A 21782-nucleotide genomic window follows, 5' to 3' on the forward strand; every position below is an offset into this window, starting at 1 on the left:
CCAGAATTCCCGCAACGACGAGCATAAGGCTCTTTTTACTCATATTCTTCTCCCTTTACGCCTGGCTTGCTTTACGCTATTTTACTTCAAAAGAGTCATATCCTACCCTATCGGGATGAGAGAAAAGGAAAGCAGAAGATAGCTGCTTTCTCCCGCTTTGCCTCATCGATATGGAAGGCAAGTCATAGACAGCTGCCATCTTTGCATTTCTTCCTTAGTATATACAGATCTTACCTATTTTGCCTACTCTATTGCCACTTGCTTGCCCTGATCTAAAGAGAGCGCAAGGCCTCGATAGGATCAAGCCTGGCCGCACGCGCCGCAGGATAGAAGCCAAAAATGATCCCGATAGCTGACGATATGGCGAATGGCATGAGCACTACAGTTGGTGTGATGACAAAGGGCAATTGTAGGAGGCTGGTAATTCCATAGCCGATCAGTGTGCCAAAGAGCAGCCCGATCAGGCCTCCTAGCAGGCTCAGAATCAGGGCCTCGATCAGAAACTGATTGCGAATATCCTGCCGTTGGGCTCCTAACGAGAGCCTGACGCCGATCTCGCGCGTTCGCTCGGTAACCGAGACAATCATCATATTCATAATTCCCACGCCACCTACGGTCAGCGAGATGCTGGCAACGCCCACCAGCAAGGCAGTCAGAATACTAGTAAACTGGCTGGCAACCTCCAGTAATTGAACGGAGTTAGTAAGGTGAAAGTCATTGTCTTGCCCTATTTTGATGTGATGGCGCTGCGCCAGCAACTCAGTAATTGCCTGCTGAGCGATATCAATATTGCTGGCATCATCGACCTGCACCATAATCTGATCGACATAGCTAGTATTTTTAAGGCGATACTGCATGGCCTCTATGGGTACAAAGACGAGATCATCAGTACTTGTTCCACCTCCTTCCGCGTGTAAGATCCCGCTCACCCGAAAAATCTGATCGCGAATGCGGATATTCTTTCCGATTGGATCAACGCCAGAAGTGGTAAAGAGTTGATGATAGACGGTATCCCCTAGAAGCGCTACGGCACGGGCGCTGCTATCGTCAGCGGAAGTAAACCAGGCGCCCTCTACCAATTGCCAACCTTGCATCTGCGGGTAGCCGGCGCTCACCCCTTCAATGGAAGTGCTCCAGTTCTGGTTTGCATAGATAACTTGTTCTTTGGTCGAGCTCATGGCGTCGGCTTCAGTGACATGAGGCAGCGTGGCCATCGCCTGTGTGTCTGCCAGAGTAAGCGAAGGTGTTGCAGGGGCAGTGCTGGAACCATTCCCTTTCTTTGCCTCAGTATCGGGTCCCGGAGCAATCGTAACTGTATTTGTCCCCATTTCGTTGATGGTGTTGGTGATCTTTGCCCCCACACCTCCAGTTAACAGCATCGCCGCGATCACGGCAGCAACCCCAATGAAGATCCCCAGGGTTGTCAGCAGCGAGCGAAGCCGATTAGCCCACAACGCCTGGAAGGCAATTACAATATTGGTCAAGAGCTTGCCGGTCCGGTCAAAATCCTGCCGCTTGAGCGGAGCCAGCAGACCTGGGTACCGCTGTGACGATCCCGCAGCCTCTGCCGAAGCCGTGGGATCGCGTAATCCAGCGCTTGTATCCATTGACCACTTCCTTCTCTAAATCAATTGCAAATTTAGCTTGACATCCTGACGTTTCAGGCGTAGCTTCTGGCGGATAGTAGAGCGTTTCTACCATATGTCGGCTAGACAGGCAGTAAAAACCAGCCTATGCCTTCAATCGTCCTCATCAGGCGGCTGCTCGGCCAGGGCTGCCCATTCGGCCTGCGCATCGCGAGGGTCAGGAACTGGTTCATCTCTAATCAAGTGACCGTCACGAAAAACGATACGACGGCTGGCATGAGCAGCAATATCGGGTTCATGCGTTACCAGCACAATCGTGAGGCCTTGCCGGTGTAAAGCCTGCAGAATCGCCATGATCTCAACGCTTGTGCGGCTATCCAGGTTGCCAGTTGGCTCATCGGCCAGTAAGAGCTGAGGAGAATTAACCAGCGCACGAGCAATGGCGACACGCTGTTGTTGGCCGCCCGAAAGCTGGGCCGGCTTGTGATCCAACCGATCTCCCAAACCTACGAGTTGAAGGGCTTGCCTTGCTCTCAGCTCTCGTTGTTGCCTGCTCAGACCCGCATAGATCATGGGCAATTCAACATTGCGCAAGGCATTGGCACGATTCAGCAGGTTAAACCCCTGGAAGACAAAGCCGATCAAGCGGTTACGTGCGCGCGCTAATTGTTTCGCAGGCAGTCGGCTGACCTGATAGCCGGCCAGGCAGTAGGAACCCTGGCTGGGATGATCCAAGCAACCCAGAATATTCATAAATGTGCTCTTGCCTGATCCAGATGGTCCCCTGACTGCGACAAATTCGCCCTGGCTGATTTCCACAGAGATGCCTCGCAGGGCATGCACCCGCGCCGTTCCCAGATCATATATTTTATGTACCTGATGCATGACAATTAGCGGCTGTTCCTGGCTATCAGCATTTACAACCATAGGAATAGTTGAGTCCAGGCTATGCTCAGGCTGTCCCGGCGCGTCCATGTTGCTATTCGCTCTCCTCTCGTATTTCCTACAGAGCCTGGCTAGCATGAAAGGGCTTCAGCAAAGCCATAGTTTTCATAACAGAAGAGCTGAGCAAGATGCTAGCATTTTTTCATGACGACAGCTCATCGGCCCTACAATACGGTTTTAACGATGCCCCATAAAGATTTTGCCAATATCATCTATGCCGCAGCTACTCACCACGAGGATCACACCGAGCATTAAAAGGGCAAACATGAGTACGCTCCAATACTTGTTGAGCATGTACATCCAGAATAGCTTGTGTTTCATGAGGTTTGTGACTCCTTTCATTCTCACAGCCCAGAAAGAGGCTAAATTTCTTCCTTCTTACAACCGCGCCTTCTGGAGAGGCTCTTGACTTCTTGCCGGCTTTGAGGGCTGTTTTCTGCTGCCAGTATAGCTCTTTGTGGAGAGAGAATTGTACCGTCAGGAGACGGTAGTATATGCGACAGATATCGGTGTTTTTTGGAAGCCTGCTAGATCTCAATTACCTGGTCCTCAAGCCATCATGCCTCGATCCCTCTATTTGACAATCGTTCATCAATATGCTAGCATATTAGTATATTCATAAATTTATTTGCCAATATATTATCGATCTTGCTTTATCTCGGCCATGGTAAAGTACTCACTGGAAAAGGAAGAAGTGGAACATGCCACCTGAAAAGCAGAATAAGAAACAACAGTTTAGCGTGTACTTGCCGCCAGAGCTTATTCGTGAGGTGAAGCACGCGGCGGTTGATCATAATATGTCATTGTCAGCCTTCATCGAGCAGCTGATCCGAACGCATCTTCAACAACGATCAACTGCTTTACAGAACGAGGAAAAAGGATAAGTCTATGGAAAACGATATCAATATTTTGAATCATGTGGGTCTGCTTGTCTCAGACGTTCACGCGGCTGTTGCTCGTTATGAGCAGCTCGGCTTTCAGTTTGCGCCCTTATCGCATGTCAAAGTCGCCTTTGAAGCGGGCTCTGAGCCTATCGACATTGGCTCAGGCAAACAGGATGCCATCTTTGAAAAGAACTTTCTGGAAATTGCCGGGGTCACAGAACCAGAAATCTGGAATAAGCTCAACAAGGCTCAGCGTGGCTACTTCGACATCGATGGCGCCCTCAAGCGCTATCAAGGGCTTCACATCCTCTACTTTGGTACAGATAATCTTGAAGCCGTTCATAAACGCCTCGTTACTCACGGCCTCTCTTCCTCCGCCATCGGGCACCTGAACCGCAAAGTTGAGACGCCAGTGGGAGAACAGATTTTGCACGCCAAGATGCTCCATACAGGCCAGGTCAGTATTGCCCAACACGAGAATCCGGAAGTACTGCTCCAGCCCCGGTATATGCACCATCGCAATGGAGCTAAATTGTTGACCGAATGTATCGTGTGTACTCCCGATCCAGCAGAACTAGCTGCAACCTATGCCCGTTTTACCTCCCATCATAGCCAGCAAAGGGATCAATTGCATATTGTCGATCTCGGTTTCTCACGCGTTGTGGTTGTCGCTCCAGACGATCTGGGCAAAGTTATTCCTGGCTGCACTCCGCCCTCACTACCCTTTCTCGCCGGCTTTACTGTCGCGACCGAGAATCTCGCGCAGACGCGTACGCTATTGGCAGGCAATACTATTCCTTTTCAAGAACATGATGGCCGCCTGCTCATCCAGCCCGAACACGCCTATGGCTGTGCTGTGCTTTTTGAGCAAGAGGGAGCGACGCGTCTCTAAGCTCACGTGAGTAAAAGTTCACCTGACAACAACAAAATAGGGAGATGTAATGAAACCAGGGAGTTCATCCCATCTCCCCATTCCTAACTATCTTGCAGGCCTTTGATGGAAAGCCGAAGCAGTTCAATATCTCACTTAACGAACCGGCTTCCCTGCTCGTCTCCTTAAGTTCACAAGAACTATAGATTTTACGCTTGCTAGCTGCTGATATGGAGCGGCAAGAAATCGCTGAGCATCTAGTATTCAGCCTCAATACAGTCAAAACCCATATGCAACGCCTCCACCAAAGGCTCCATGTAGCAATCGTTTGAGGCTGTCAAGATTGCACGCAGCCTTCACCACAATAACTGATTAACACATTTTCATTGCTTGCAGAAAACTTGTGCAGATTCACCCGCTAATCACCCTGTCAGGTGACGCGGCCTGTCTCCCATTAAAAGTATACTCTTAATATCAAGAAGATATAAAGACGTTCAAAAAAAGAAACCTTAAACAAAGGAGTTTTCTATATGTCTCAGCACTCTTTCCACGTAATAATTATTGGTGGCGGTCTCGGCGGCCTTTGCCTGGCTCAAGGACTCAAAAAAGCTGGTATCAGCGTGGCCATCTACGAGCGCGACCGCACGCGTAACGAGCGCTCACAGGGCTATCGTATCCACATTAAGGCCATGGGCAATCACGCGTTACACGATTGTCTTCCCTCACATCTGTTCGAAGCCTACCTCCAGACATCCGGGAGCCCGGAGAATGCAGGTATGCTCATCCGCGACGAACAGCTCAATCAGCTCATCGCCTTTCCAGTAGATGCATCCAAACAAGCCAACCCGCTCGAATCGAGCCGCTCGGTTAGCCGCATAACGCTGCGCCAGGTTTTGTTGACGGAGCTTGAGGGAATCCTCCATTTCGACAAATTTTATTCTCACTATCAAGAGAATGCTGATGGGTCGGTGACAGCTTTTTTTGAAGATGGCACAAGCGCGACCGGCGATCTGTTAGTTGGTGCCGATGGAGGCAATTCCCGGGTCCGTCACCAGTTTCTTCCCCACGCTCAACGTAATGAAACAGGTACAGTAGATATTGTAGGCAAAGTGATTTTGACCCCTGAGATTAATAGATTACTAGCTGCGCATCAGCTTCATAGGCCAAATATCATTCTGGGTCCCAGAGGTCGAGCCCTTTTCTCGGCTGTCCATGATCTTAGCAGTAAAGCCGGAAGTCGAACGCAAGGCAAGATTGGAGCCAATGATGAGGCACTACTGGCCGAGGAGAGCACTTTGTTCGAGAATACCAACGATTACTACTTCTGGGCTTTCATGGCCAGAGAGAAGAATTATCCAGTCAGTGAAGATCTGCAGCATGCGTCCAAAGATAAGCTATTGCAGATTGCGCAGAATATGATGGCAGATTGGCATCCTACTATCCAACACCTGCTCGACATGACGGCAGTTGATACTATCATGTTGACGCCTCTACGCATCGCTACGCAGGTTGCGCCCTGGGAGAGCCAAAACCTCACGCTACTCGGCGATGCTATCCATAGCATGCCGCCAACCCGAGGCATCGGCGGAAATATAGCCCTTCGAGATGCGCAATTGCTCTGTCAGAAGCTCATCTCCGTAGCTCGGCAAGAGAAAAATATGCCCGAGGCCCTCAAGGAGTATGTCACCGAAATGCTCAGCTATAGCTTTGCCGCTGTAAAGAGCTCAAAGCAGTCTTTAGACTTGATAGTGATGGAAAATACGCCGGGTCGTGCCCTCGCCAAAACCGCTCTACGTTCCTACAAACTCTTAGCTTCACACGATTTGAGCGCCTGAGTGGGTAGAAACAACGCTTACCAGGGATGCCCGGCCGCTACGGTGTCAAGGCGTCCCTCTTCATGGCATTCTAAGTGCCGACCCTTCTTATCCTCCGAGAGGCTACAGCTTTTTAAGCGAGAGAATATAAAATCAAGAGGCGTAGTAAGAGTAAGCGACCTCATCAAGGAGAAAGGTCAAGGCTGGAGCATATTTAGAATAAAGGGTATTTGGCAATGACTGACATATGTAGCTTGCCTGTTGCGGCAGATCAATTTCAAATACGTTCAGACATTACATTTTTTAATCATGGGAGCTTTGGAGCTTGTCCACGCCCGGTCTTCGCAGCCTATCAGGAATGGCAGCGCAGATTGGAATATGATCCGATCGAATTTCTGGGACGCCGCATTGGGGAGATGCTAGGCGAAGCACGCGCTTGCCTGGCTGACTATCTGGGAACGCGGGCCGAACAGATCGTATTTGTAACCAATACAACGGTTGGGGTAAATATCATTGCCCGCTCATTGCCTCTTGAGCCTGGAGATGAAGTGCTGGCAACGGATCACGAGTATGGCGCCTCTGACCGCACCTGGCGCTTCCAAAGCTTGCAGCGAGGCATACATTATATCAATCAGCCCATCCCACTACCTCTGGAGAGTGAGGATGAGATGATTGAATATTTGTGGCGAGGTGTAACGTCGCGCACCAGAGTTATCTTCATCAGCCATATCACCTCACCTACCGCTTTAACTTTTCCAATTGCCAGAATTTGCCAGCGTGCACGCGCTGCCGGCATCCTTACTGTAGTTGATGGTGCACACGCGCCTGGCCAGATCCCGCTCGCACTTGATGAGCTAGGGGTAGATTTCTATATCGGAAACTGCCATAAATGGCTCTGTGCTCCCAAAGGTTCGGCTTTTCTCTATGCCCGGCCCGAACGCCAAGCCCTCCTCCAGCCCCTCGTCGTTAGCTGGGGATGGGAAAGTCAGAATCCAGGCAGCTCAACATTTCTAGATTATTTTGGCTGGCTCGGCACTGACGATCCAGCCGCTTATCTGAGCGTACCAGCAGCCATTGCTTTTCAGCACGAGCATAATTGGGACGCCGTGCGGGCCGCGTGCCACGAGCTAGCAGCGTCTGCACGAGCAGAGATCTCAGCCCTCCTGGGAACTGAAGTGATCTGCCCAGCTGATCCAACCTGGTGGAGTCAGATGTGTATCATTGAGGTGCCCGCTGGCGATGTGCAGGTATTGCAGCGTAGCTTGCGCGAGGAGTGGCATATCGAGATCCCGGTTGTAAGCTGGGGCGGGCGCCGTTTCGTTCGTCTTTCCCTACAAGGTTATAATGGTCCTGCCGATATCGAACGGCTGCGGAGCGCGCTGCAATCGATCTTCAGGATTGGCTAGAAGTGCTATACAGCTCCGAGCCTACCGGAGCGCACAGAACGTTTGAGGCTAAACATAAGGCCTTGACCGCCTTCGATGGCACATTACAAACATTATTGGGAAACATATTTACATCTCTGCTGAAAAAGATGGGGACTGTCAGACTCTCCTGCTCCTCAATGCCTGGCTCTCGGCAAAGAAGGAGCAAGGAGGATCTGAATCTCACCCCTAAAAGGCTGTCCTCTCATCGAAAGCTGAAGCCTTGTCAAGGGCTCCGCTTCTGCCCTCCTCTTCTTCATTTTGAAAACTCCTATTTGTTCTGTTTGCCAACACAATATAGAACATGTTAAGTTTATATTGATGGTTTTTCTTTTATAGTGCATGAGGTATTCACTTATGAAACCTCCAGCCTCCTACCGTCATCTCATAATAGCAAGCCTCCTGGTAGCCAGTGTGCTTATCGCCGGCACCATTGGCTATATGTTTATTGAGCAACTTTCCTTCGTTGATGCCCTTTATACAACAGTGGGGATGATGTCGACAGTTGGCAACGTTATTCACCCCATCACACCACTCGGGAGAATCTTCACCATCTTTGTCATTGTCTTTGGCGTAGGTTCATTGCTCTATACCTTTGGCGCTGGCATGGAATTCATGATCGAGGGTCATTTTAGCCAGGCCGTACGGAGGCATCACATGGATAACAAGATTGCAGCATTGCGCAACCATGCCATTATTTGTGGCTTTGGACGTGTCGGTTCGCAGATTGCCCAGGATCTCGCAGCTGCTCGCCAAACCTTTGTAGTTCTCGATGAAAACGAACAAAATATTCGAGCTTGCCTGGAGGCTGGTTATTTAGCTCTTCAAGGAGACGCAACCAGCGATGATCTCTTGCATAAAGCCGGTATTCAAAGTGCACAATGCGTTCTTGTCGCTACCGATAACGATGCCCATAATATCTCGATTACCCTCTCGGCACGCCATCTCAATAAACAACTTCATATTGTTGCGCGCGCAAACCACAACGAGACAGAAGCCAAACTCAAGCTTGCGGGGGCTGATCGCGTTCTTTCTCCTTACGTGATTGGTGGACACCGCATGGCCAATCTAGCCTTTCAGCCCATCGTTACAGATTTCATCGATAAGATTACCAAGGCCGATAGCATAGATCTTGCCGTCCAGGAGGTAGGGCTCAGTGCGCACTCTTCGCTCGTAGGCAAGACAATGGAAGAGGCTCAGGATATGCTTCCTAACGGTATTGTAGTGGTTGCCCTGAAGAAAGCTAACGGGATGATTAGTGGCCCCGGGCTGCAAACCTGTATTGAAGCAGGAGATACTGCAATTCTGGTTGGTATGCCCGGACCGCTCGCAGCCTTTAAGGTAAAACATGGTTAAGCTATTTCTCTTACTCTTATCTTTGTCCCTGGCTTGCTACTTTACCGATAACTTATTAGCAACTTTCAAGCTCAATCTTCCAATCAAGGGCACACATGTATATCTGCCACGTAAAGCCTGTACGATGCCAATCAGCCAGACAGCAATTGATGAGATCGATACCAGAACGGAGATGAGCAGAGCGAGCAAATGAAGTATTGTACTGGGGGTGTAAAACATAATGCAGATATAAAGGATATACCATAGCGTCGCTCCAGCAAAGAAGAAGAAGGATTGCAAGCTATGAAAACAAATAAAACGATTAGCGCGACCGGCAAAAAACACAAGCAGCGCCGAACCCCACAAGAAAAGATAGCTCAGGCTGGCAATAATTCTGGCTCCAAGCGCTGGCTCAAACAGCTCTTCTTTTAGCACTGCAGCTCGTTCAACAGCCGGCTCTTGCCTCGGCTCCTCAGCCAGGGCAAGTTCAGGCGTTTCTATGCTAGCAGGCAGAAAGCCGAGATCGCGCGCGCTCCGCTCAAAGAGTAAGCACAACTTCACGCAAAGATATGGTGGTGGAGCAGATAGTCCACTTTCCCAGCTATCAATATTAGAAGCCTCAGTACCAAGTAATGTCGCGACCTGTGCCTGCGACCAGCCACGCCGCTCGCGCTCCTGTTTAAGCTGAAGATTAGGAGTCATATAGCTTTGCACTCCCTATAAATTTATATGTAACACCCTGATTATATGCATTTAAGAAAATTTATAGTTTTTTGTACAACAAGCGTTTATCTTCCGCTGCATCATCGGGCTCGCATACATCATATCACAGAAGAGAGACGCAACTAATAAAGAGAGGAGCAGAGCCAGATCAATCTGCTCCTCTTAACTAAGCGGCCCACTCCTCAGCAAGGACAAAGGTAAGTGCCACGCCTCACGCTCTATTCTCCCACGAGGAAAGGGATACGTGTAGGTACAGTTTCGCCATCCTCCGAGCCGGTCACTTCTATCTTGCGCCTTATTAAGTATGCTCAGACGAAACTATGGATTTATCTACTGCTGTTAATCAGCAGCTGGCTGCGCATGTTCGTCTTGTTGACTATTGAGCCGATGTATAGTAGGGATAATCTGACGCAAATCGCTCAGGACGGCAGCAGCTTGCGGGGTCGCCTCCTGACTTCCTTCGCGATTGACCCACAAGGCCATAGCTCCCAGACGAGAGGCGGTAACAATATCATGAAAATAGCTACCGGCGACATGAACCCAGTTTTTCGGGGACACCTGGGTAGCTTCTAGAAAGTAACGAAAGTGCCCTTCGGCAGGCTTATAGGTACGCACATCTTCAGCCGTAATAACCTTATCAAATGATGCAGGCATTCTACGCAACGTTTCAGACATCAGATCTCTATCGATATTGGATAAGATTGCTAAACGCCAACCATCGGCACGCAACATAGGTAAAGCCGAACCGACATCCGGGAACAGGGGCCAGCTTGGCAAAGTATCGGCCAGGATATGTTCAGAACCGCTGAGTAGATCGATTCTACTCCTTCTGGCAGCCCGCCTCAATGCTTCGGCCAACACGTTGCGGTAGGAGCGAAAAGGCCGCTCAGCCTCTACTTCAGCTTCAGTCAGATAATATTGATCCAGTAATAATGATGCCTTTCCAGGAACAATAGATTCTAATGCTGACAACATGCCTTTTCGCCAGTTAACCAGCGTTCCATAACAATCGAACGTCACCCAGCCCCTTCCGTAGTTCGTTGCTTCCTGCGTCATGCATGGTCTCCTTGTAGATGACTTTGCGGAATGAGATTCCCTACCTTCCATATACTGGGACTTTACTACAAATTGACACCTATTATTATTTATCCCCCTTTTATAGTATAGCATCAAAAACACGAAATTGCAGCTTCTCCCTGATCTTTCCCAAATCGGCCTCGATGATCGCTCCAGGTGAGCTTGAATACACTTCTTCGGCGCGATCCGGCTCGCTGCTCCTCGCCCTTTTGCTAGAAGCTTGCCCGCTTTCACAGGGCCTTGTTGCTGAAAAACAGCTTTCTTGTTTCGCCAATTATCTGCTATACTCCTAAGTGCATAGCATAACTTAGCTAGATATTATGAGGAGAACGAGGGAATAGAGAAGAGGTTCTACGCCCGTCCCTTTCATAATCTGGATAAGGAGTTTGAATGTTTGAGGGAGCTAAAGTATGGAGCATGATGCGTTGGTTTCAGTGTCCCTGGCCGAGGTAGAGGCCACAGGTCTTGCCTTATTCCGCAATGCAGGCTGTGAAGCAGAGCTTGCAGCCTCCTGGATGCAGATCGCGCTGGATAGGGATATGCAAGCCGATTATGGAAGAGGCATCTCACGCCTCCCCTCTATCCTTGAACAAGTCGAGGCGGGAACCATGAGCAGGCGGCTTGATTTACGCATAGAGCGACCTTCGCCTATGGCCGCACGAATTTTTGCTTCTCGCCGCGATTGGCCCGATCAGGTCGGGGTCAAGGCGGCTGAACTCGCCATGCAGATCGCGCAACAGCACGGCGTTAGCTTTGTAGCCTTTCCACAACCGCACATACTCGGGGCTCTATTACAGCCAGTGCTCGAAGCACAATATATCGGTATGGTGCTGGTCCAGAACGAACCGCTCATGAATTATGGTACGGCACCTGAAAACCTTGTGGGAAACAATCCGCTGGCCATCTGCGCACCTGGCAATCCCCCATTTATTTTTGACGGCGCCTTAAGTCAGTATGGCCTCGTCAATCTCCTCTACGACGCCAGCACGCGCGGAACTGTACCGGCCGGAGCCATTATTGATGGTACGGGTCAGGAGACGACCGATCCGGCAATATTACAGGCAATCGCTGAGCGCCAACGTACCCGGGGCAGCATGCTGCCACTAGGAGGGATGAAAGGGCTGGGGTTGGCGATGGGACTTGAGTTTCTGGCCGGAGCACTCACGGGTGGCTTCTTCTCAGCAAATGAGGGCAAGCCCTGGGGAGCAGGTGCCTTGATTATCGTCCTTGGTCCTCAGCTCTTTCAGCATGAGCAAATGGCTCGCCAGGCCAGTGAGTACCTGGCCCATTTCAGTTCTTATCCCGGCCAGCATTCCTGGCAACAACGGCAGCAAGCTCGCCAAACTGGCAGGCTAGACTATCCCGCTGCTATCATTCACAGCTTGAATGAGCTAGCGGCAGGCAAGCAGCTTCAGGAGAGAATCGCTATCTGACAGCACCCGGCTATTTATAAACGAATGCGCAACAGCCCATACCTGATCTGCCCGGAAAGGAGAGGAGAACTACACTTGAAACACTCTGAGCGCATCTTTCTCGCCACGCTCGACAATCTCATCAGGCAAGCAGGCACCCTCGCCGTGCTCAGGGAAAAAGGGGCCGAGTTGCAAAGCTTGCTCACGCTTCGGTCAGAGGTACCGATTGCCACTCAGCCCATTGCGCTGGAAATCTATGGCGCTCAACTGCCACCCTCCATTAAATCAAGTAGGTTGGTAGCTTATAAAGGCGGTACGATTGCTCGCATTGAGCGCCATCCCAATAGCCAGCAGCGCGTCCTTTGCCTTGAAGGCACTGGTACTATCTTCACCATCGAAGGCGAAGCACGATTTCCGCATCCCATCACTGCCGAAAACTCGGCACAAGTAGAGGAGCGCTGGTGCTCAGTTGAGGAGAATATATGGCACCAGCCAGTGGCCGGACCAGCTACCTGGATTGTATTAGCCCTGCATACGGCAACAGAGCAACATTTATTAGACGAGTACCTATAAAAGTAGAGTAAATTGTAACTATCAAAGGAGGTTGCGACATATTCCATCTAGCAACATCAAATCTGCTTCACTTTCTTAATACCTATGGCTATTGGGCAGTTCTCGCCTTCGTCGCTATTGAGAGCACCGGAATCCCTTTTCCCGGAGAAACTATGCTGTTGCTAGCCGCGATCTACGCGGGCACGATGCATCGTCTCTCCATTCCCTTTATCATTCTCGCGGCGGCAGCCGGGGCCATTCTCGGCGATAATCTTGGTTTTTGGGTCGGGCGCGAAGGAGGTTATCGCCTCCTGCGCCGCTATGGACGCTACATTCATCTGAAAGAGCGCCAGATTAAACTAGGCCAATACCTTTTTATGAAGCATGGAGGTAAAGTCGTTTTTTTCGGTCGCTTTGTCGCTGTCCTGCGTGCCTGGGCGGCCTTCCTGGCTGGTGTCAATCGTATGCGCTGGCCAGCCTTCCTCCTCTTCAATGCTCTAGGTGGCTGCCTCTGGGCCACAATCTATGGCCTGGGCGGCTATGCGCTTGGCAACAGTTTTAGCAAGATTACCGGTCCCATTGGCATCGTCTTGCTCATCCTTGCCGTCCTCATCATCCTGATTGGCTTCTTTTTCCTGCGGCGTAATGAACATCGCCTGGAAGAAGAGGCTGAGCGCGCTCTACCCGGGCCCTTGGAGAGACAATGAGCGCTCACTGTCTCTCGCCTCTCCCTTCTTTATGGCTATAAGAAATCTAGAGCCAAGAAAAAAGCTTTAATCGGCGCGTGGCGCCAGTTCCTCGCGCAAAAATGTCAGCTCTCTATCGAAAAAGTCGTCATCAATTTCCCCATAGCTCCAATAATCCCAATTCGCAGTTATCGTACCTAGAAACCAGAAGTGCCTGAGCATAGCAAAGAGTGGTATAGCCTGGAGATCTCGCTCGCCTGGCTCACATACTTGTTGGTACCCTTGCAGGTATGAAGCCCAGAGCTCATGGGCTTGTTCATTATTCCAACCCAGGCGACTCTTTCCCATCAGCGTGCCCCAGTAGAAGACGGCGAGATCATAGGCTCGCCACCCTGGCCCACAAACATCAAAATCAAAGAAAGTCAGCTTCTTCTCTGCGCTAATATTAGCATTCCCGCCTGCCGCATCGCCGTGACAGATCCCAGGCTGCAAACCCTGAGCGATCAGCTGTATAAGGCGTCCCTTTAACAATCCGGCCATTTGTAGCAGATAGCGCAAATCCTCGGGACGACGAGCAAGTACCAGCTTGATTGTTTCCAATGAAGTGTCCAGGAGATAGGCAAGATCAAGGGAAAAGCGCGCATGGGAGCTCACGAAATCAGCGCTGCTTGTGTGGATTTCAGCAATGGCACGCCCATATATGCCACTCAGCTCCCTATTCTGTCGTGGAGGGGTTACAGCGCTACCGGGAGCATATGTAAAGAGTACGGCAGCTCTGGAACCTTCGGGCGCCTGCAATATACGCATCAATGTACCATCTTTACGCGCCAGTGGAGCAGCGACAGAAACGCCTTTGCGCTGGAGATGCAAGAGTAGATCCAACTCATAAAGAATATCTTTTGGTGTTCTCCAAGAGCTGCCCAGGCTACGTGGCGCCTGGTATATGCGCAAAATATATTTATTTGATCTTGCGCTGATAAGGTAGTTATCGTTAAGGTTATGGGCGAGAAGGTGGCGCTTCACAGGCTGCTCAAGCGCATATTCAGGCAAAACACCTGTCAGAAGCCCATCTATAGATAGTAATGATTGGATTACGGGAAAATGGGCTACCGAATCCTCATTTTCCCATGCAGCACTAGATGTATCAAGCAGGGCAGTCTCCTTTTCTATTCGCAGACCATTTAAGCTTGATTACTATTGTACTGTCTAGTGCTGAGTGATACAAGGCATTACGAACTTGACTCAAAGGCCTGCCCACAGCTGGCACAAAATTTGGCACCCGGCACGTCTGGAGACTTCGCTCCGCAAGCGTGGCAACTCCTGATAAAAGAGGCGCCGCAATATGTACAATAACGCCAACCGGCGTGAATGGGTCGCTGGCACGCATAACAAAGTACCGGCTGCGCACGCATGGCCAGGAGTTGCGAACTATCCTCCTGAAAGGCCTGAAGTTGCTCACGCCGAATAAGCTTATCAATCATAACTTGATACTCAAAACGTCCCTGCTGAAACAGCACCTCAGGAAGACTCTCGGTCTGACTGGTAGAGGCCACAAGCATGATCCCAGGACACATTTGCAGCCTATCCAGCTCTATCATAAGTTCGCTCCAAAAGCGCTCTCGCTCATCTTCCTCTATTTGCTCACCCATCGAGACTAATACATCAATATCTTCAAGAAAAACCACGCCAGCAGAGAGCATCTTCAATGCAAGAAATTGCTCTTGTAAAAAGCTGCGTGCGTCCTGCAGCTCGCCGCCGCGCTCAGCCCAGCCCTCAGAGAGAACCGAACAAAATAGTACAGCTAGAGGAACACCGGCCTGACTTGCCAGCACGCGCATCAATTTTCTGAGATTGTTTCCGTTCTGCTCAATTAACAAAATGGTCCTATTAGAATGCGGAATCTTCTCTGGGTCTCGCAAGAAGCTGAGTAGCTCTTGTAGGCCACGGCTGGCCAGATCCATATTGAGCAGTTTTTGTAGACGAGGATTGGGCGGCTCCATGAACTTCAGCACTCGCAGGTGGCGTCCTTGCTCAAGATTGACAAAGCTTAAAACTGCCCGTTCTTCGGCAGCCATATGATCATAAAACAGAAAATGGCGTTCCAGCCTGCGTATTACAGCAATATCCAGGTTCTTTAATAGATTATTTTTTACATCAATCAATGAGCGAGAATAGAGATAGAAAAACTTATATATGCGGGGATGATAGAAGACGCTAAGGGCTAAGATTTCTGGCTCTATATGGCGGGGCAAGCCAGCTTGCGGATAGAGCTGAACAAAGGTTATCGCGCGCCTGACACACTCTACAGCCTCAACTGAAAAGGGGAGGCCAGGAGAATCAGTGACAAGAGACGAACGCTCATCATCGCTAGAATCGGGCTGGAGCCACCTTCGTAACAAAGCACCATCCACCCCTCTCTTGCTGAACAAAAGCGCAATCTTGCTCTTTTCTTGCATCAGTAATCCCAGCAGTAAATGTTCTGGGTCGACCTGCGAGTACCCCAGATCCAGCGCCTCTTGCTGTGCAGCTTGTAGAACCTGACGTGTGGATGGTGCAAGCCAGTCAAGTTCATGAATGTTAGACAAAGAATTAATCTGCAGCATCCGGTACCTCTTACCAATAATAATGATGCTGGTATACGCAGCTGGTGCTTGCTCTATGCCTCTCAAAAAAACTGACTGGCAAGCTCTTCACCTATATATAATTCTAGCAGGTATTACGGCTTCTTTCTGTGAAATACGCACTCTTTAAAGTATTAACTATTACCATTTATACTATTTATTAGTTTGCTGCCTCACTTCTTCTCAGCTGATCTCTTAAAGCGTATCCTACAGATCTAAGCGCAGGCTCTCACTACAGAAACAAGCCTCCAGGTATTTCCTGCCCAGAATAGGCGGGAAGATGCTTCCCCACAATGACTATTCTCTCGCTGCCGGCAGGGGTGCTGTCTTTTGGGGCTTTGTCTGCTCTGGCAGAGCTATTATGAGGGCAAGACCTATGAGCCCAGCAGCAACGAGGAATGTTCCCATGGAACTAGCGGTGGCAAAGAGTGCTCCAGCTATCACAGGACCAATTACCCGGCCCAGGCCTCCAATGCCTTGCGCGAGTCCCAGCGTCTCCCCTTGCTCCTCTTGTGGGCTGGCAAATGAGAGCAGCGTCGATACAACAGGCGTGACGGCTCCTTCACCAAGACTCAGCAAGGCCAGTGCAATCAGCATTAGCACAAGCTGGCTTCCCCAGGCCAGCAAGGCCAATCCAAGTGCAAGCATGAACAAGCCAGCCAGCAAGAGGCAACGCTCACCCCAGCGTCTGACCAGGCGCCCGATCAGCCCCCCTTGCATGATCACTATGAGGATTCCAATGTAGGTGAACATATATCCATTCTGGACCGCAGTCCAGCCAAAAGTACGCTGTGTAAAGAGGGGATAGATCGCCTCCATCGAAGTAAAGGCAATCGTAAATAGTAGGTTTATGCCTATCAAGCGCGCAACGGCTGGTCGCTTCAGGAGCTGGCGCCATCCAACGGCCAGCAGCGTAACTCCCTCATAGGTAGTGGCCTGGCTGGTGTCTCGCAAGCGCGTCTCTGGCAGAAAGAGGAAGACGAGCAAGGCATTTAAGATCGCAACTCCCATCGCTACCCAGAATGGGATCGTGAAGCTAAGCGCCGCCAGAACTCCACCAAGGGCAGGTCCAACGACAAAACCCAGGCCAATTGCGGCCCCAATCACTCCCATACCACGGGCTCGGTGCTCTGCAGGGGTGGTATCGGCCACAACAGCCTGAGCCGAGCCCATGTTGGAAGCTCCGATTCCCCCAATGAAGCGGGCAATGAGCAACAGTAGCAGTGAGCCAGCTAGCGCCGAGAAGGCAAACGAAAGCGCCTCGATCAGCAGCGAGCCTATGATGATCGGTCTGCGTCCATAGCGATCAGAGAGGCTGCCCAGCACAGAGGTAAACAGAAATTGCGCCAGGGCGTATACAGTCAGGATCAGGCCGACCCCAACCGGGTTGGCACCCAGCCGCTCAGCCCAGAACGGGAGCTGCGGTAGGATCAGCCCAAAGCCGGTAATATCGATGAAGATCGTCAAAGCCATAAGGAATAACTGTGAACGCAACAGCTTGTTCATATCTTTTGCTCCTGTTGGAATTCTGCTCGAAGCTTTCCTTGATACTTGGTATCCATAACGGGGCCTTCGGGGGTCAGAGAATCTACAACGCGATTCAACCACTCCAGCTCAGCGCTCAGCAGAGCACGAATATGATCCCGTGCCAGGGTGCTCATGTTATACTCCTTAGAGGCAACGGTGCTGTACGTTTCGAGAAGTGTATGTGACGCTTTCACCAGGTCTCGTCGACTTTCCAGGGCCGCCCGCGTCTCCTGTGAACGCGCGGAGTAAACGAGTCCCATATCGATATCGCCTGGCTCCAGAGCATAAATCTGCATCGCTCGGCAAAGGAGAAGAAAGAGGCGCTGCCTCTCTCTTTTGCCAAGTTGGGGCACACACCAACAAATAATCAACCACACGAGGTATCTTCCTTTCCTTGAGGCTTCTGGTCTTTCTCTATTCCAGATATCGGTCTCCGCTGTATTCCCAGGTCTGGTAACAGAGCTATCGTTGTATCAAGCCAGCGTAACTCTGCTTTGAGCAGTGTTGCCAGATGATCAAGCATCAGCCACTTGTTCTCCTCCAAATTTCTTGCTTGATCCATTTGGCCGGCAAGAAGAGCGCCAAAATCTCTGGCGAATGTGCGCCAGGCACGAAGCTCTGACTCCACCTCATGGGGAGCCAGAGCAACAACAAAATGGGCATGAATCGTCTCTTGCCACAAAGCCATAAGAGATACATTTGTATACATCTCGGGTATCTTCTTCACAGGACAGGTCTCCTCTTCACGCGCGGCTACAGGGTAACATGGAACGCCTTGACTCCCACCAGGAAAGGGCTGACTATCGTTTCGATAGAATGCTCTGGCTGATGTTTCAGCGTTGGGAAACGTTCAAGCAACAGCGGAAGCGCGATCCTGGCTTCTAGTCTGGCGAGCGGAGCGCCCAGGCAGAAGTGAATACCATGCCCGAAGGTTAGATGCCGATTGGGCTGGCGCTGGATGTCAAAGATTTCGGGGTCGGGGAACTGCGTTTCATCATAGTTGGCCGATACAGCCTGCACCATGATCGACTGACCTGGCTCGATGCGCTGCCCATTCAAAATGGTCTCCCGGGTTGCCCGGCGTAGCGCTCCCGAGACGGAGGGGAAACAGCGTAAGATCTCCTCAATAGCACTCATGATCAACGCAGGATCAGCGCGCACTTGCTTAGCTATTTCGGGATAGGCGTCGAAGCAGACCACGGCATTACCCAGCAAGTGGGCCGTGGTCTCATGTCCTGCAAGCAGCAGCAACTTACAGAAGTCAAGCAGCTCTTCCTCGCTCAGCTTTTGTCCATCGACCGAGGCCATCAGCAAATGGCTCATCAAATCATCTTGCGGAGCGCGCCGGCGTTCTTCTAGTTTCTGGGCAAAGTAGGAGCGCAAAGCACGTTCATTCTCCTCATACGCCTGTGGACGAGCAGCACGCGCGCTGGGTTGAAAACCTCTCGTTAGGGCAGTGGACCAGGTGCGAAACATGGCCTGTTCTTCGGCGGGAACTCCCAGAAGCTCAGCGATGATCGTGAGCGGGAGAGGATAAGCAAACTCCTGAATCACCTCCATTTCTCCACGCTCTTGCAGGCCGTCAAGTAGCGCGTTCGTCACAGCGATAATTCGCGGTCCTAATTGCTCAATGATGCGTGGTGTGAAGGCCTGGTGGATAATGGCACGCAACTGGCGATGACGTGGATCATCCATCCCCAGGATGCCGGGCTGGCGTCCATCTTCACGCTCGCTCGGCTCTGAAGAGAACGTTACAGGATCATTGAGCACATGGAACGCGTCAGCATAGCTGAAAACGAGCCAGCACCCGTAACGCGACTCAAAGTACACCGGCTGCGTTGCGCGCATCTGTCGATACCAATCCAGCAGCAGGTTGATGGGGTGTTTGTGGATAGTTGGCATGCTTAAAACCTCTTTTCGGCAATGACTGCTCTGCCAGGCCGCTCCTTTTGCTAGACGCGTCAGCAGATCTAGTCTCAATCTGTCAGCTATGGAGTGGATGGACTACCTCTACACTGAGCAGGCAAGCGCTTTTCATATGGCTCAGGCTGCTGTTCCATATGCAAGGCATCCATCCAGTTATTTGTGTACGGCAGGACGACATGTTGTCCTATAGAGCTAAGTCTAAACTACGTGACCTTATCCGAGTAACCATGTTTCAGTCGCCGCAAAATGTGCCCTGGCCGTCGCCAGGATCTCCTCTTCGTATTCTGGATGCCGCTCGGCGAAGGCGTTGATCTTGTCCTGGAACTCATTCCACATCACACCTGTCTGCGTAGGACCATAGCCATTGAAGTAAGTGACTCCGTGCTCTACATCAATATGGAGAACCTGCCCAAGCATGGGAGCCATCATAAGTTCTCCTTGTGTCGAACCTTCGATGGCATAGAGCGAACCGATAATCTGTGGCAGGCTAGAGAAAAGTTCTTTGCTTCCCTCAAACTGGGCAAGATGGCTGATTTCCTCTTCAGTCGCTCCCAGTGCACGGAGATCTTCCTCCAGTAGAGGGAGGCGTTTCCTCTGCGCCAGATCCAGACCTACTTCTTGCCAGCTGGGCATCTGCTCGATAGCATCATAGCGCTGCTCAAACGGTAGGTAGAATCCATAGAAGCGCTCCAGAAGCTTTCGATAATCCTGAAGTGTCATTTTCTCGGAGAACATATGTTGACTATTTCCATCAAGGGAGTCATGGAGAGAGTGAGTCGCCGCATCAAGCTTGGCAATGATACCGCGTGCTTCTTTCCGTGCAATGTAGCTAGAATACTGACTCATAAGGTTGCATCTCCTTTTCATGCTATATCTATATTTCGCTAAAAACATGTCTTTCCCACGAGAGGATATTCCTCGACGTAAGAAAGCCTGCAAGGATCTTCTTGACGACGAAGCGAACAGAAGATCGCCGATCTTTCTCCCGGAAAGGAAGTCATCCTGATAGGATAGACTGTATAGTGCAATAGTTACCTTTGATTAGTCACAAATAACTATTACGTTATAGAGTATAGAGCATCTTGCTTTGATTAGTCAAGGGTGACTATAATAAGCGTGGTACATACACGATGGGAAAGGAGGCAACAGACGATGGATGATCGAGCGCTGTTGCTACTGGGACTGCTCAGGATGCAGGATCTTCATGGCTATCAACTCAACGAGTTTATTGAGAAAAATTTAAGCCTGGTGACAGAGATGAAGAAGGCGACTGCCTATGCCATTCTTGATCGTTTACGCGAGGCGGGCTATATTCGTATGTCTGTAGAGCAGAAGGGCAACAGACCGCAGCGCCAGGTCTACAGCATTACCTCCGCCGGAGAAGCACACTTCTTGCACCTCCTACGCGAGAATCTCGCCCGTGCTGATCGCACAACCTTTGCCGGCGATATTGGCTTAATGTTCTTTGATCAGCTCCCCCGCAACGAAGCCATCAAGCATTTAAAGCACCGATTGAGTGAAATAGAAGCACTGCTTACTCAATATGAGCGTTCCCTGGGAGAGAGCAGGCATACAGAGGGAGTGAATCTTGCCATCGAGCATCTTGTCGTGCTGCTGCGCGCGGATCAAGAATGGCTCAGTCAGCTGCTTCGCCGTTTGGAGCCTGCCACGGATTCGCTGTCGAAATGAGAAGAGGAGATCGATTAGGAAAATCTTGCCGCATCTGGACGTGTGGTCTGCACTGGCTGAGCAGAGCTACTGAGTTTTAAAGCTTCCTGATACCCTCCCTGACCCAAGTACTAATCCAGGAATAAAGAAGAGGGGATAGAGCAGCAGAAATGCGTTCGGTAGCCACCAGACCAGATCAAAATCTCCACGAATACTCCAGAATGCCAAAGCCTGCAAGCCCGAACAGAATGTAAGCACCAGCGAGACCAGAGCCAGAGAGCGCCAGTGATGTATACGGCACTGATAGCAGATTACGCTTGTCAAACCGGTAGCTGAGATAGCTAGATCAAGCGGTAGAAATGACCAGTTCCAGGCCACAGCTAATGAATTATGATAGTCATGAAAAAGAAATTCACCGGGGATCAAATGCAGTGCTGTTATAATCCAGTAGGCAATAAAGCCTAGATCAGTCACCAGAAAAAACGTCTTAAGGGCTCTCATGTGTTCTCCTCATCTTTTAAGTTCGGTATTAAGAGTGTACCGTCCAGACGGTACAGTGTCAAGAGCGGAATAAGCTTTTTCTTTCGAGCGAAGAGCCACATTTTCTAGAGGAGGGCAGAGTTGGTTAACAAAAGAGCAGTACCGTTTGGTATATACAATTTATTCACAGCTTGCTCATCTACGAAAATAAAAAACGTCTCAATCTGCTCTATAGCATCGACGAAGCTCCC

The 21782-nt window shown here is 50.5% G+C and carries 23 protein-coding genes; 10 read left to right on the forward strand and 13 right to left on the reverse strand.

The features are described 5' to 3' along the window. Positions 1-272: 272 nt before the first annotated feature. The 3 genes from EPA93_RS01145 to EPA93_RS48155 all read right to left on the reverse strand — a co-directional run bounded on the left by EPA93_RS01145 (position 273) and on the right by EPA93_RS48155 (position 2852). Positions 273-1607, reverse strand: a complete 1335-nt coding sequence (locus EPA93_RS01145; protein ID WP_129885267.1) for an ABC transporter permease — start codon at positions 1605-1607, stop codon at positions 273-275. A gap of 132 nt (positions 1608-1739) precedes the next feature. After that, the gene (locus EPA93_RS01150; RefSeq protein ID WP_129894403.1) at positions 1740-2513 is read right to left on the reverse strand and encodes an ABC transporter ATP-binding protein; all 774 of its coding nucleotides are present in this window, start codon (positions 2511-2513) and stop codon (positions 1740-1742) included. Between the two features lie 195 nt (positions 2514-2708). Next, on the reverse strand, positions 2709-2852 hold the full coding sequence (locus tag EPA93_RS48155; protein ID WP_165422786.1) for a hypothetical protein: 144 nt from the start codon (positions 2850-2852) through the stop codon (positions 2709-2711). Positions 2853-3232: 380 nt separating this feature from the next. On the opposite strand from EPA93_RS48155, the gene EPA93_RS01155 reads away from it, so the two are divergent. The 6 genes from EPA93_RS01155 to EPA93_RS01180 all read left to right on the forward strand — a co-directional run bounded on the left by EPA93_RS01155 (position 3233) and on the right by EPA93_RS01180 (position 8880). Next, on the forward strand, positions 3233-3415 hold the full coding sequence (locus tag EPA93_RS01155) for a ribbon-helix-helix domain-containing protein (protein ID WP_129885268.1): 183 nt from the start codon (positions 3233-3235) through the stop codon (positions 3413-3415). 4 nt (positions 3416-3419) lie between these two features. Next, entirely contained in the window at positions 3420-4307 is an 888-nt protein-coding gene (locus EPA93_RS01160; protein ID WP_129885269.1) for a VOC family protein, read from the forward strand. 194 nt (positions 4308-4501) lie between these two features. Further along, positions 4502-4618 (forward strand): LuxR C-terminal-related transcriptional regulator, encoded by a 117-nt coding sequence (locus tag EPA93_RS50785; RefSeq protein ID WP_422877874.1) that lies wholly within the window; start codon positions 4502-4504, stop codon positions 4616-4618. 198 nt (positions 4619-4816) lie between these two features. Continuing rightward, on the forward strand, positions 4817-6121 hold the full coding sequence (locus EPA93_RS01170; protein ID WP_129885271.1) for an FAD-dependent oxidoreductase: 1305 nt from the start codon (positions 4817-4819) through the stop codon (positions 6119-6121). Positions 6122-6336: 215 nt separating this feature from the next. After that, on the forward strand, positions 6337-7506 hold the full coding sequence (locus EPA93_RS01175; protein WP_129885272.1) for an aminotransferase class V-fold PLP-dependent enzyme: 1170 nt from the start codon (positions 6337-6339) through the stop codon (positions 7504-7506). Between the two features lie 375 nt (positions 7507-7881). Next, positions 7882-8880 carry a potassium channel family protein gene (locus EPA93_RS01180; protein WP_165422787.1) on the forward strand — a complete coding sequence of 333 codons (999 nt, stop codon included), beginning with the start codon at positions 7882-7884 and terminating at the stop codon, positions 8878-8880. Between the two features lie 36 nt (positions 8881-8916). Here the strand turns inward: EPA93_RS01180 and EPA93_RS01185 are convergent, their stop codons facing one another. Together EPA93_RS01185 and EPA93_RS01190 are read right to left on the reverse strand one after the other, a co-directional pair. Then, positions 8917-9561 (reverse strand): helix-turn-helix domain-containing protein, encoded by a 645-nt coding sequence (locus tag EPA93_RS01185; protein ID WP_129885274.1) that lies wholly within the window; start codon positions 9559-9561, stop codon positions 8917-8919. A 360-nt stretch (positions 9562-9921) separates the two neighbouring features. Then, positions 9922-10638 carry a haloacid dehalogenase type II gene (locus tag EPA93_RS01190; protein WP_165422788.1) on the reverse strand — a complete coding sequence of 239 codons (717 nt, stop codon included), beginning with the start codon at positions 10636-10638 and terminating at the stop codon, positions 9922-9924. A 431-nt stretch (positions 10639-11069) separates the two neighbouring features. On the opposite strand from EPA93_RS01190, the gene EPA93_RS01195 reads away from it, so the two are divergent. The 3 genes from EPA93_RS01195 to EPA93_RS01205 all read left to right on the forward strand — a co-directional run bounded on the left by EPA93_RS01195 (position 11070) and on the right by EPA93_RS01205 (position 13330). Continuing rightward, complete coding sequence (locus EPA93_RS01195; RefSeq protein WP_129885276.1) at positions 11070-12092, forward strand: Ldh family oxidoreductase; 1023 nt, start codon at positions 11070-11072, stop codon at positions 12090-12092. 75 nt (positions 12093-12167) lie between these two features. Next, positions 12168-12644: a hypothetical protein gene (locus EPA93_RS01200; protein WP_129885277.1), complete on the forward strand. Its 477-nt coding sequence runs from the start codon at positions 12168-12170 to the stop codon at positions 12642-12644. Positions 12645-12682: 38 nt separating this feature from the next. Beyond that, positions 12683-13330, forward strand: coding sequence for a DedA family protein (locus EPA93_RS01205; protein WP_422877915.1), 648 nt, complete (start codon positions 12683-12685; stop codon positions 13328-13330). Between the two features lie 66 nt (positions 13331-13396). Here EPA93_RS01205 and EPA93_RS01210 read toward each other — a convergent pair whose 3' ends face one another. From EPA93_RS01210 to EPA93_RS01240, 7 genes are all read right to left on the reverse strand, one after another. Beyond that, positions 13397-14359 (reverse strand): phosphotransferase enzyme family protein, encoded by a 963-nt coding sequence (locus tag EPA93_RS01210; protein ID WP_165422789.1) that lies wholly within the window; start codon positions 14357-14359, stop codon positions 13397-13399. Positions 14360-14538: 179 nt separating this feature from the next. Further along, positions 14539-15912: a Clp protease N-terminal domain-containing protein gene (locus EPA93_RS01215; RefSeq protein WP_129885280.1), complete on the reverse strand. Its 1374-nt coding sequence runs from the start codon at positions 15910-15912 to the stop codon at positions 14539-14541. A 315-nt stretch (positions 15913-16227) separates the two neighbouring features. Further along, the gene (locus EPA93_RS01220; protein ID WP_129885281.1) at positions 16228-17436 is read right to left on the reverse strand and encodes an MFS transporter; all 1209 of its coding nucleotides are present in this window, start codon (positions 17434-17436) and stop codon (positions 16228-16230) included. Then, positions 17433-17834, reverse strand: coding sequence for a hypothetical protein (locus EPA93_RS01225; RefSeq protein WP_129885282.1), 402 nt, complete (start codon positions 17832-17834; stop codon positions 17433-17435). Before EPA93_RS01225 ends, EPA93_RS01220 begins: the two co-directional genes overlap by 4 nt. Then, positions 17825-18184: a hypothetical protein gene (locus EPA93_RS01230; protein ID WP_129885283.1), complete on the reverse strand. Its 360-nt coding sequence runs from the start codon at positions 18182-18184 to the stop codon at positions 17825-17827. The genes EPA93_RS01225 and EPA93_RS01230 overlap by 10 nt, the downstream gene beginning before the upstream one ends. A gap of 26 nt (positions 18185-18210) precedes the next feature. Continuing rightward, entirely contained in the window at positions 18211-19359 is a 1149-nt protein-coding gene (locus tag EPA93_RS01235; protein WP_129885284.1) for a cytochrome P450, read from the reverse strand. A gap of 237 nt (positions 19360-19596) precedes the next feature. Then, entirely contained in the window at positions 19597-20229 is a 633-nt protein-coding gene (locus EPA93_RS01240) for a biliverdin-producing heme oxygenase (protein ID WP_165422790.1), read from the reverse strand. A 306-nt stretch (positions 20230-20535) separates the two neighbouring features. On the opposite strand from EPA93_RS01240, the gene EPA93_RS01245 reads away from it, so the two are divergent. Then, positions 20536-21072, forward strand: coding sequence for a PadR family transcriptional regulator (locus EPA93_RS01245; protein WP_129885286.1), 537 nt, complete (start codon positions 20536-20538; stop codon positions 21070-21072). Positions 21073-21138: 66 nt separating this feature from the next. Here the strand turns inward: EPA93_RS01245 and EPA93_RS01250 are convergent, their stop codons facing one another. Continuing rightward, a complete protein-coding gene (locus EPA93_RS01250) occupies positions 21139-21552 on the reverse strand; it encodes a DUF5360 family protein (RefSeq protein ID WP_129885287.1) in 414 nt (137 codons plus the stop codon). Positions 21553-21782: the final 230 nt, after the last annotated feature.

It is taken from the genome of Ktedonosporobacter rubrisoli (assembly GCF_004208415.1).
In the GTDB taxonomy this organism is placed as follows: Bacteria; Chloroflexota; Ktedonobacteria; order Ktedonobacterales; family Ktedonobacteraceae; genus Ktedonosporobacter; species Ktedonosporobacter rubrisoli.

Excerpts from the sequence above, each read along its gene's own strand:
- EPA93_RS01145 (WP_129885267.1), bottom strand. The coding sequence starts at position 1,607 with ATGGATACAAGCGCTGGATTACGCGATCCCACGGCTTCGGCAGAGGCT.
- EPA93_RS01150 (WP_129894403.1), bottom strand. The coding sequence starts at position 2,513 with ATGGTTGTAAATGCTGATAGCCAGGAACAGCCGCTAATTGTCATGCAT.
- EPA93_RS48155 (WP_165422786.1), bottom strand. The coding sequence starts at position 2,852 with ATGAAACACAAGCTATTCTGGATGTACATGCTCAACAAGTATTGGAGC.
- EPA93_RS01155 (WP_129885268.1), top strand. The coding sequence starts at position 3,233 with ATGCCACCTGAAAAGCAGAATAAGAAACAACAGTTTAGCGTGTACTTG.
- EPA93_RS01160 (WP_129885269.1), top strand. The coding sequence starts at position 3,420 with ATGGAAAACGATATCAATATTTTGAATCATGTGGGTCTGCTTGTCTCA.
- EPA93_RS01170 (WP_129885271.1), top strand. The coding sequence starts at position 4,817 with ATGTCTCAGCACTCTTTCCACGTAATAATTATTGGTGGCGGTCTCGGC.
- EPA93_RS01175 (WP_129885272.1), top strand. The coding sequence starts at position 6,337 with ATGACTGACATATGTAGCTTGCCTGTTGCGGCAGATCAATTTCAAATA.
- EPA93_RS01180 (WP_165422787.1), top strand. The coding sequence starts at position 7,882 with ATGAAACCTCCAGCCTCCTACCGTCATCTCATAATAGCAAGCCTCCTG.
- EPA93_RS01185 (WP_129885274.1), bottom strand. The coding sequence starts at position 9,561 with ATGACTCCTAATCTTCAGCTTAAACAGGAGCGCGAGCGGCGTGGCTGG.
- EPA93_RS01190 (WP_165422788.1), bottom strand. The coding sequence starts at position 10,638 with ATGACGCAGGAAGCAACGAACTACGGAAGGGGCTGGGTGACGTTCGAT.
- EPA93_RS01195 (WP_129885276.1), top strand. The coding sequence starts at position 11,070 with ATGGAGCATGATGCGTTGGTTTCAGTGTCCCTGGCCGAGGTAGAGGCC.
- EPA93_RS01215 (WP_129885280.1), bottom strand. The coding sequence starts at position 15,912 with ATGCTGCAGATTAATTCTTTGTCTAACATTCATGAACTTGACTGGCTT.
- EPA93_RS01220 (WP_129885281.1), bottom strand. The coding sequence starts at position 17,436 with ATGAACAAGCTGTTGCGTTCACAGTTATTCCTTATGGCTTTGACGATC.
- EPA93_RS01235 (WP_129885284.1), bottom strand. The coding sequence starts at position 19,359 with ATGCCAACTATCCACAAACACCCCATCAACCTGCTGCTGGATTGGTAT.
- EPA93_RS01240 (WP_165422790.1), bottom strand. The coding sequence starts at position 20,229 with ATGAGTCAGTATTCTAGCTACATTGCACGGAAAGAAGCACGCGGTATC.
- EPA93_RS01245 (WP_129885286.1), top strand. The coding sequence starts at position 20,536 with ATGGATGATCGAGCGCTGTTGCTACTGGGACTGCTCAGGATGCAGGAT.
- EPA93_RS01250 (WP_129885287.1), bottom strand. The coding sequence starts at position 21,552 with ATGAGAGCCCTTAAGACGTTTTTTCTGGTGACTGATCTAGGCTTTATT.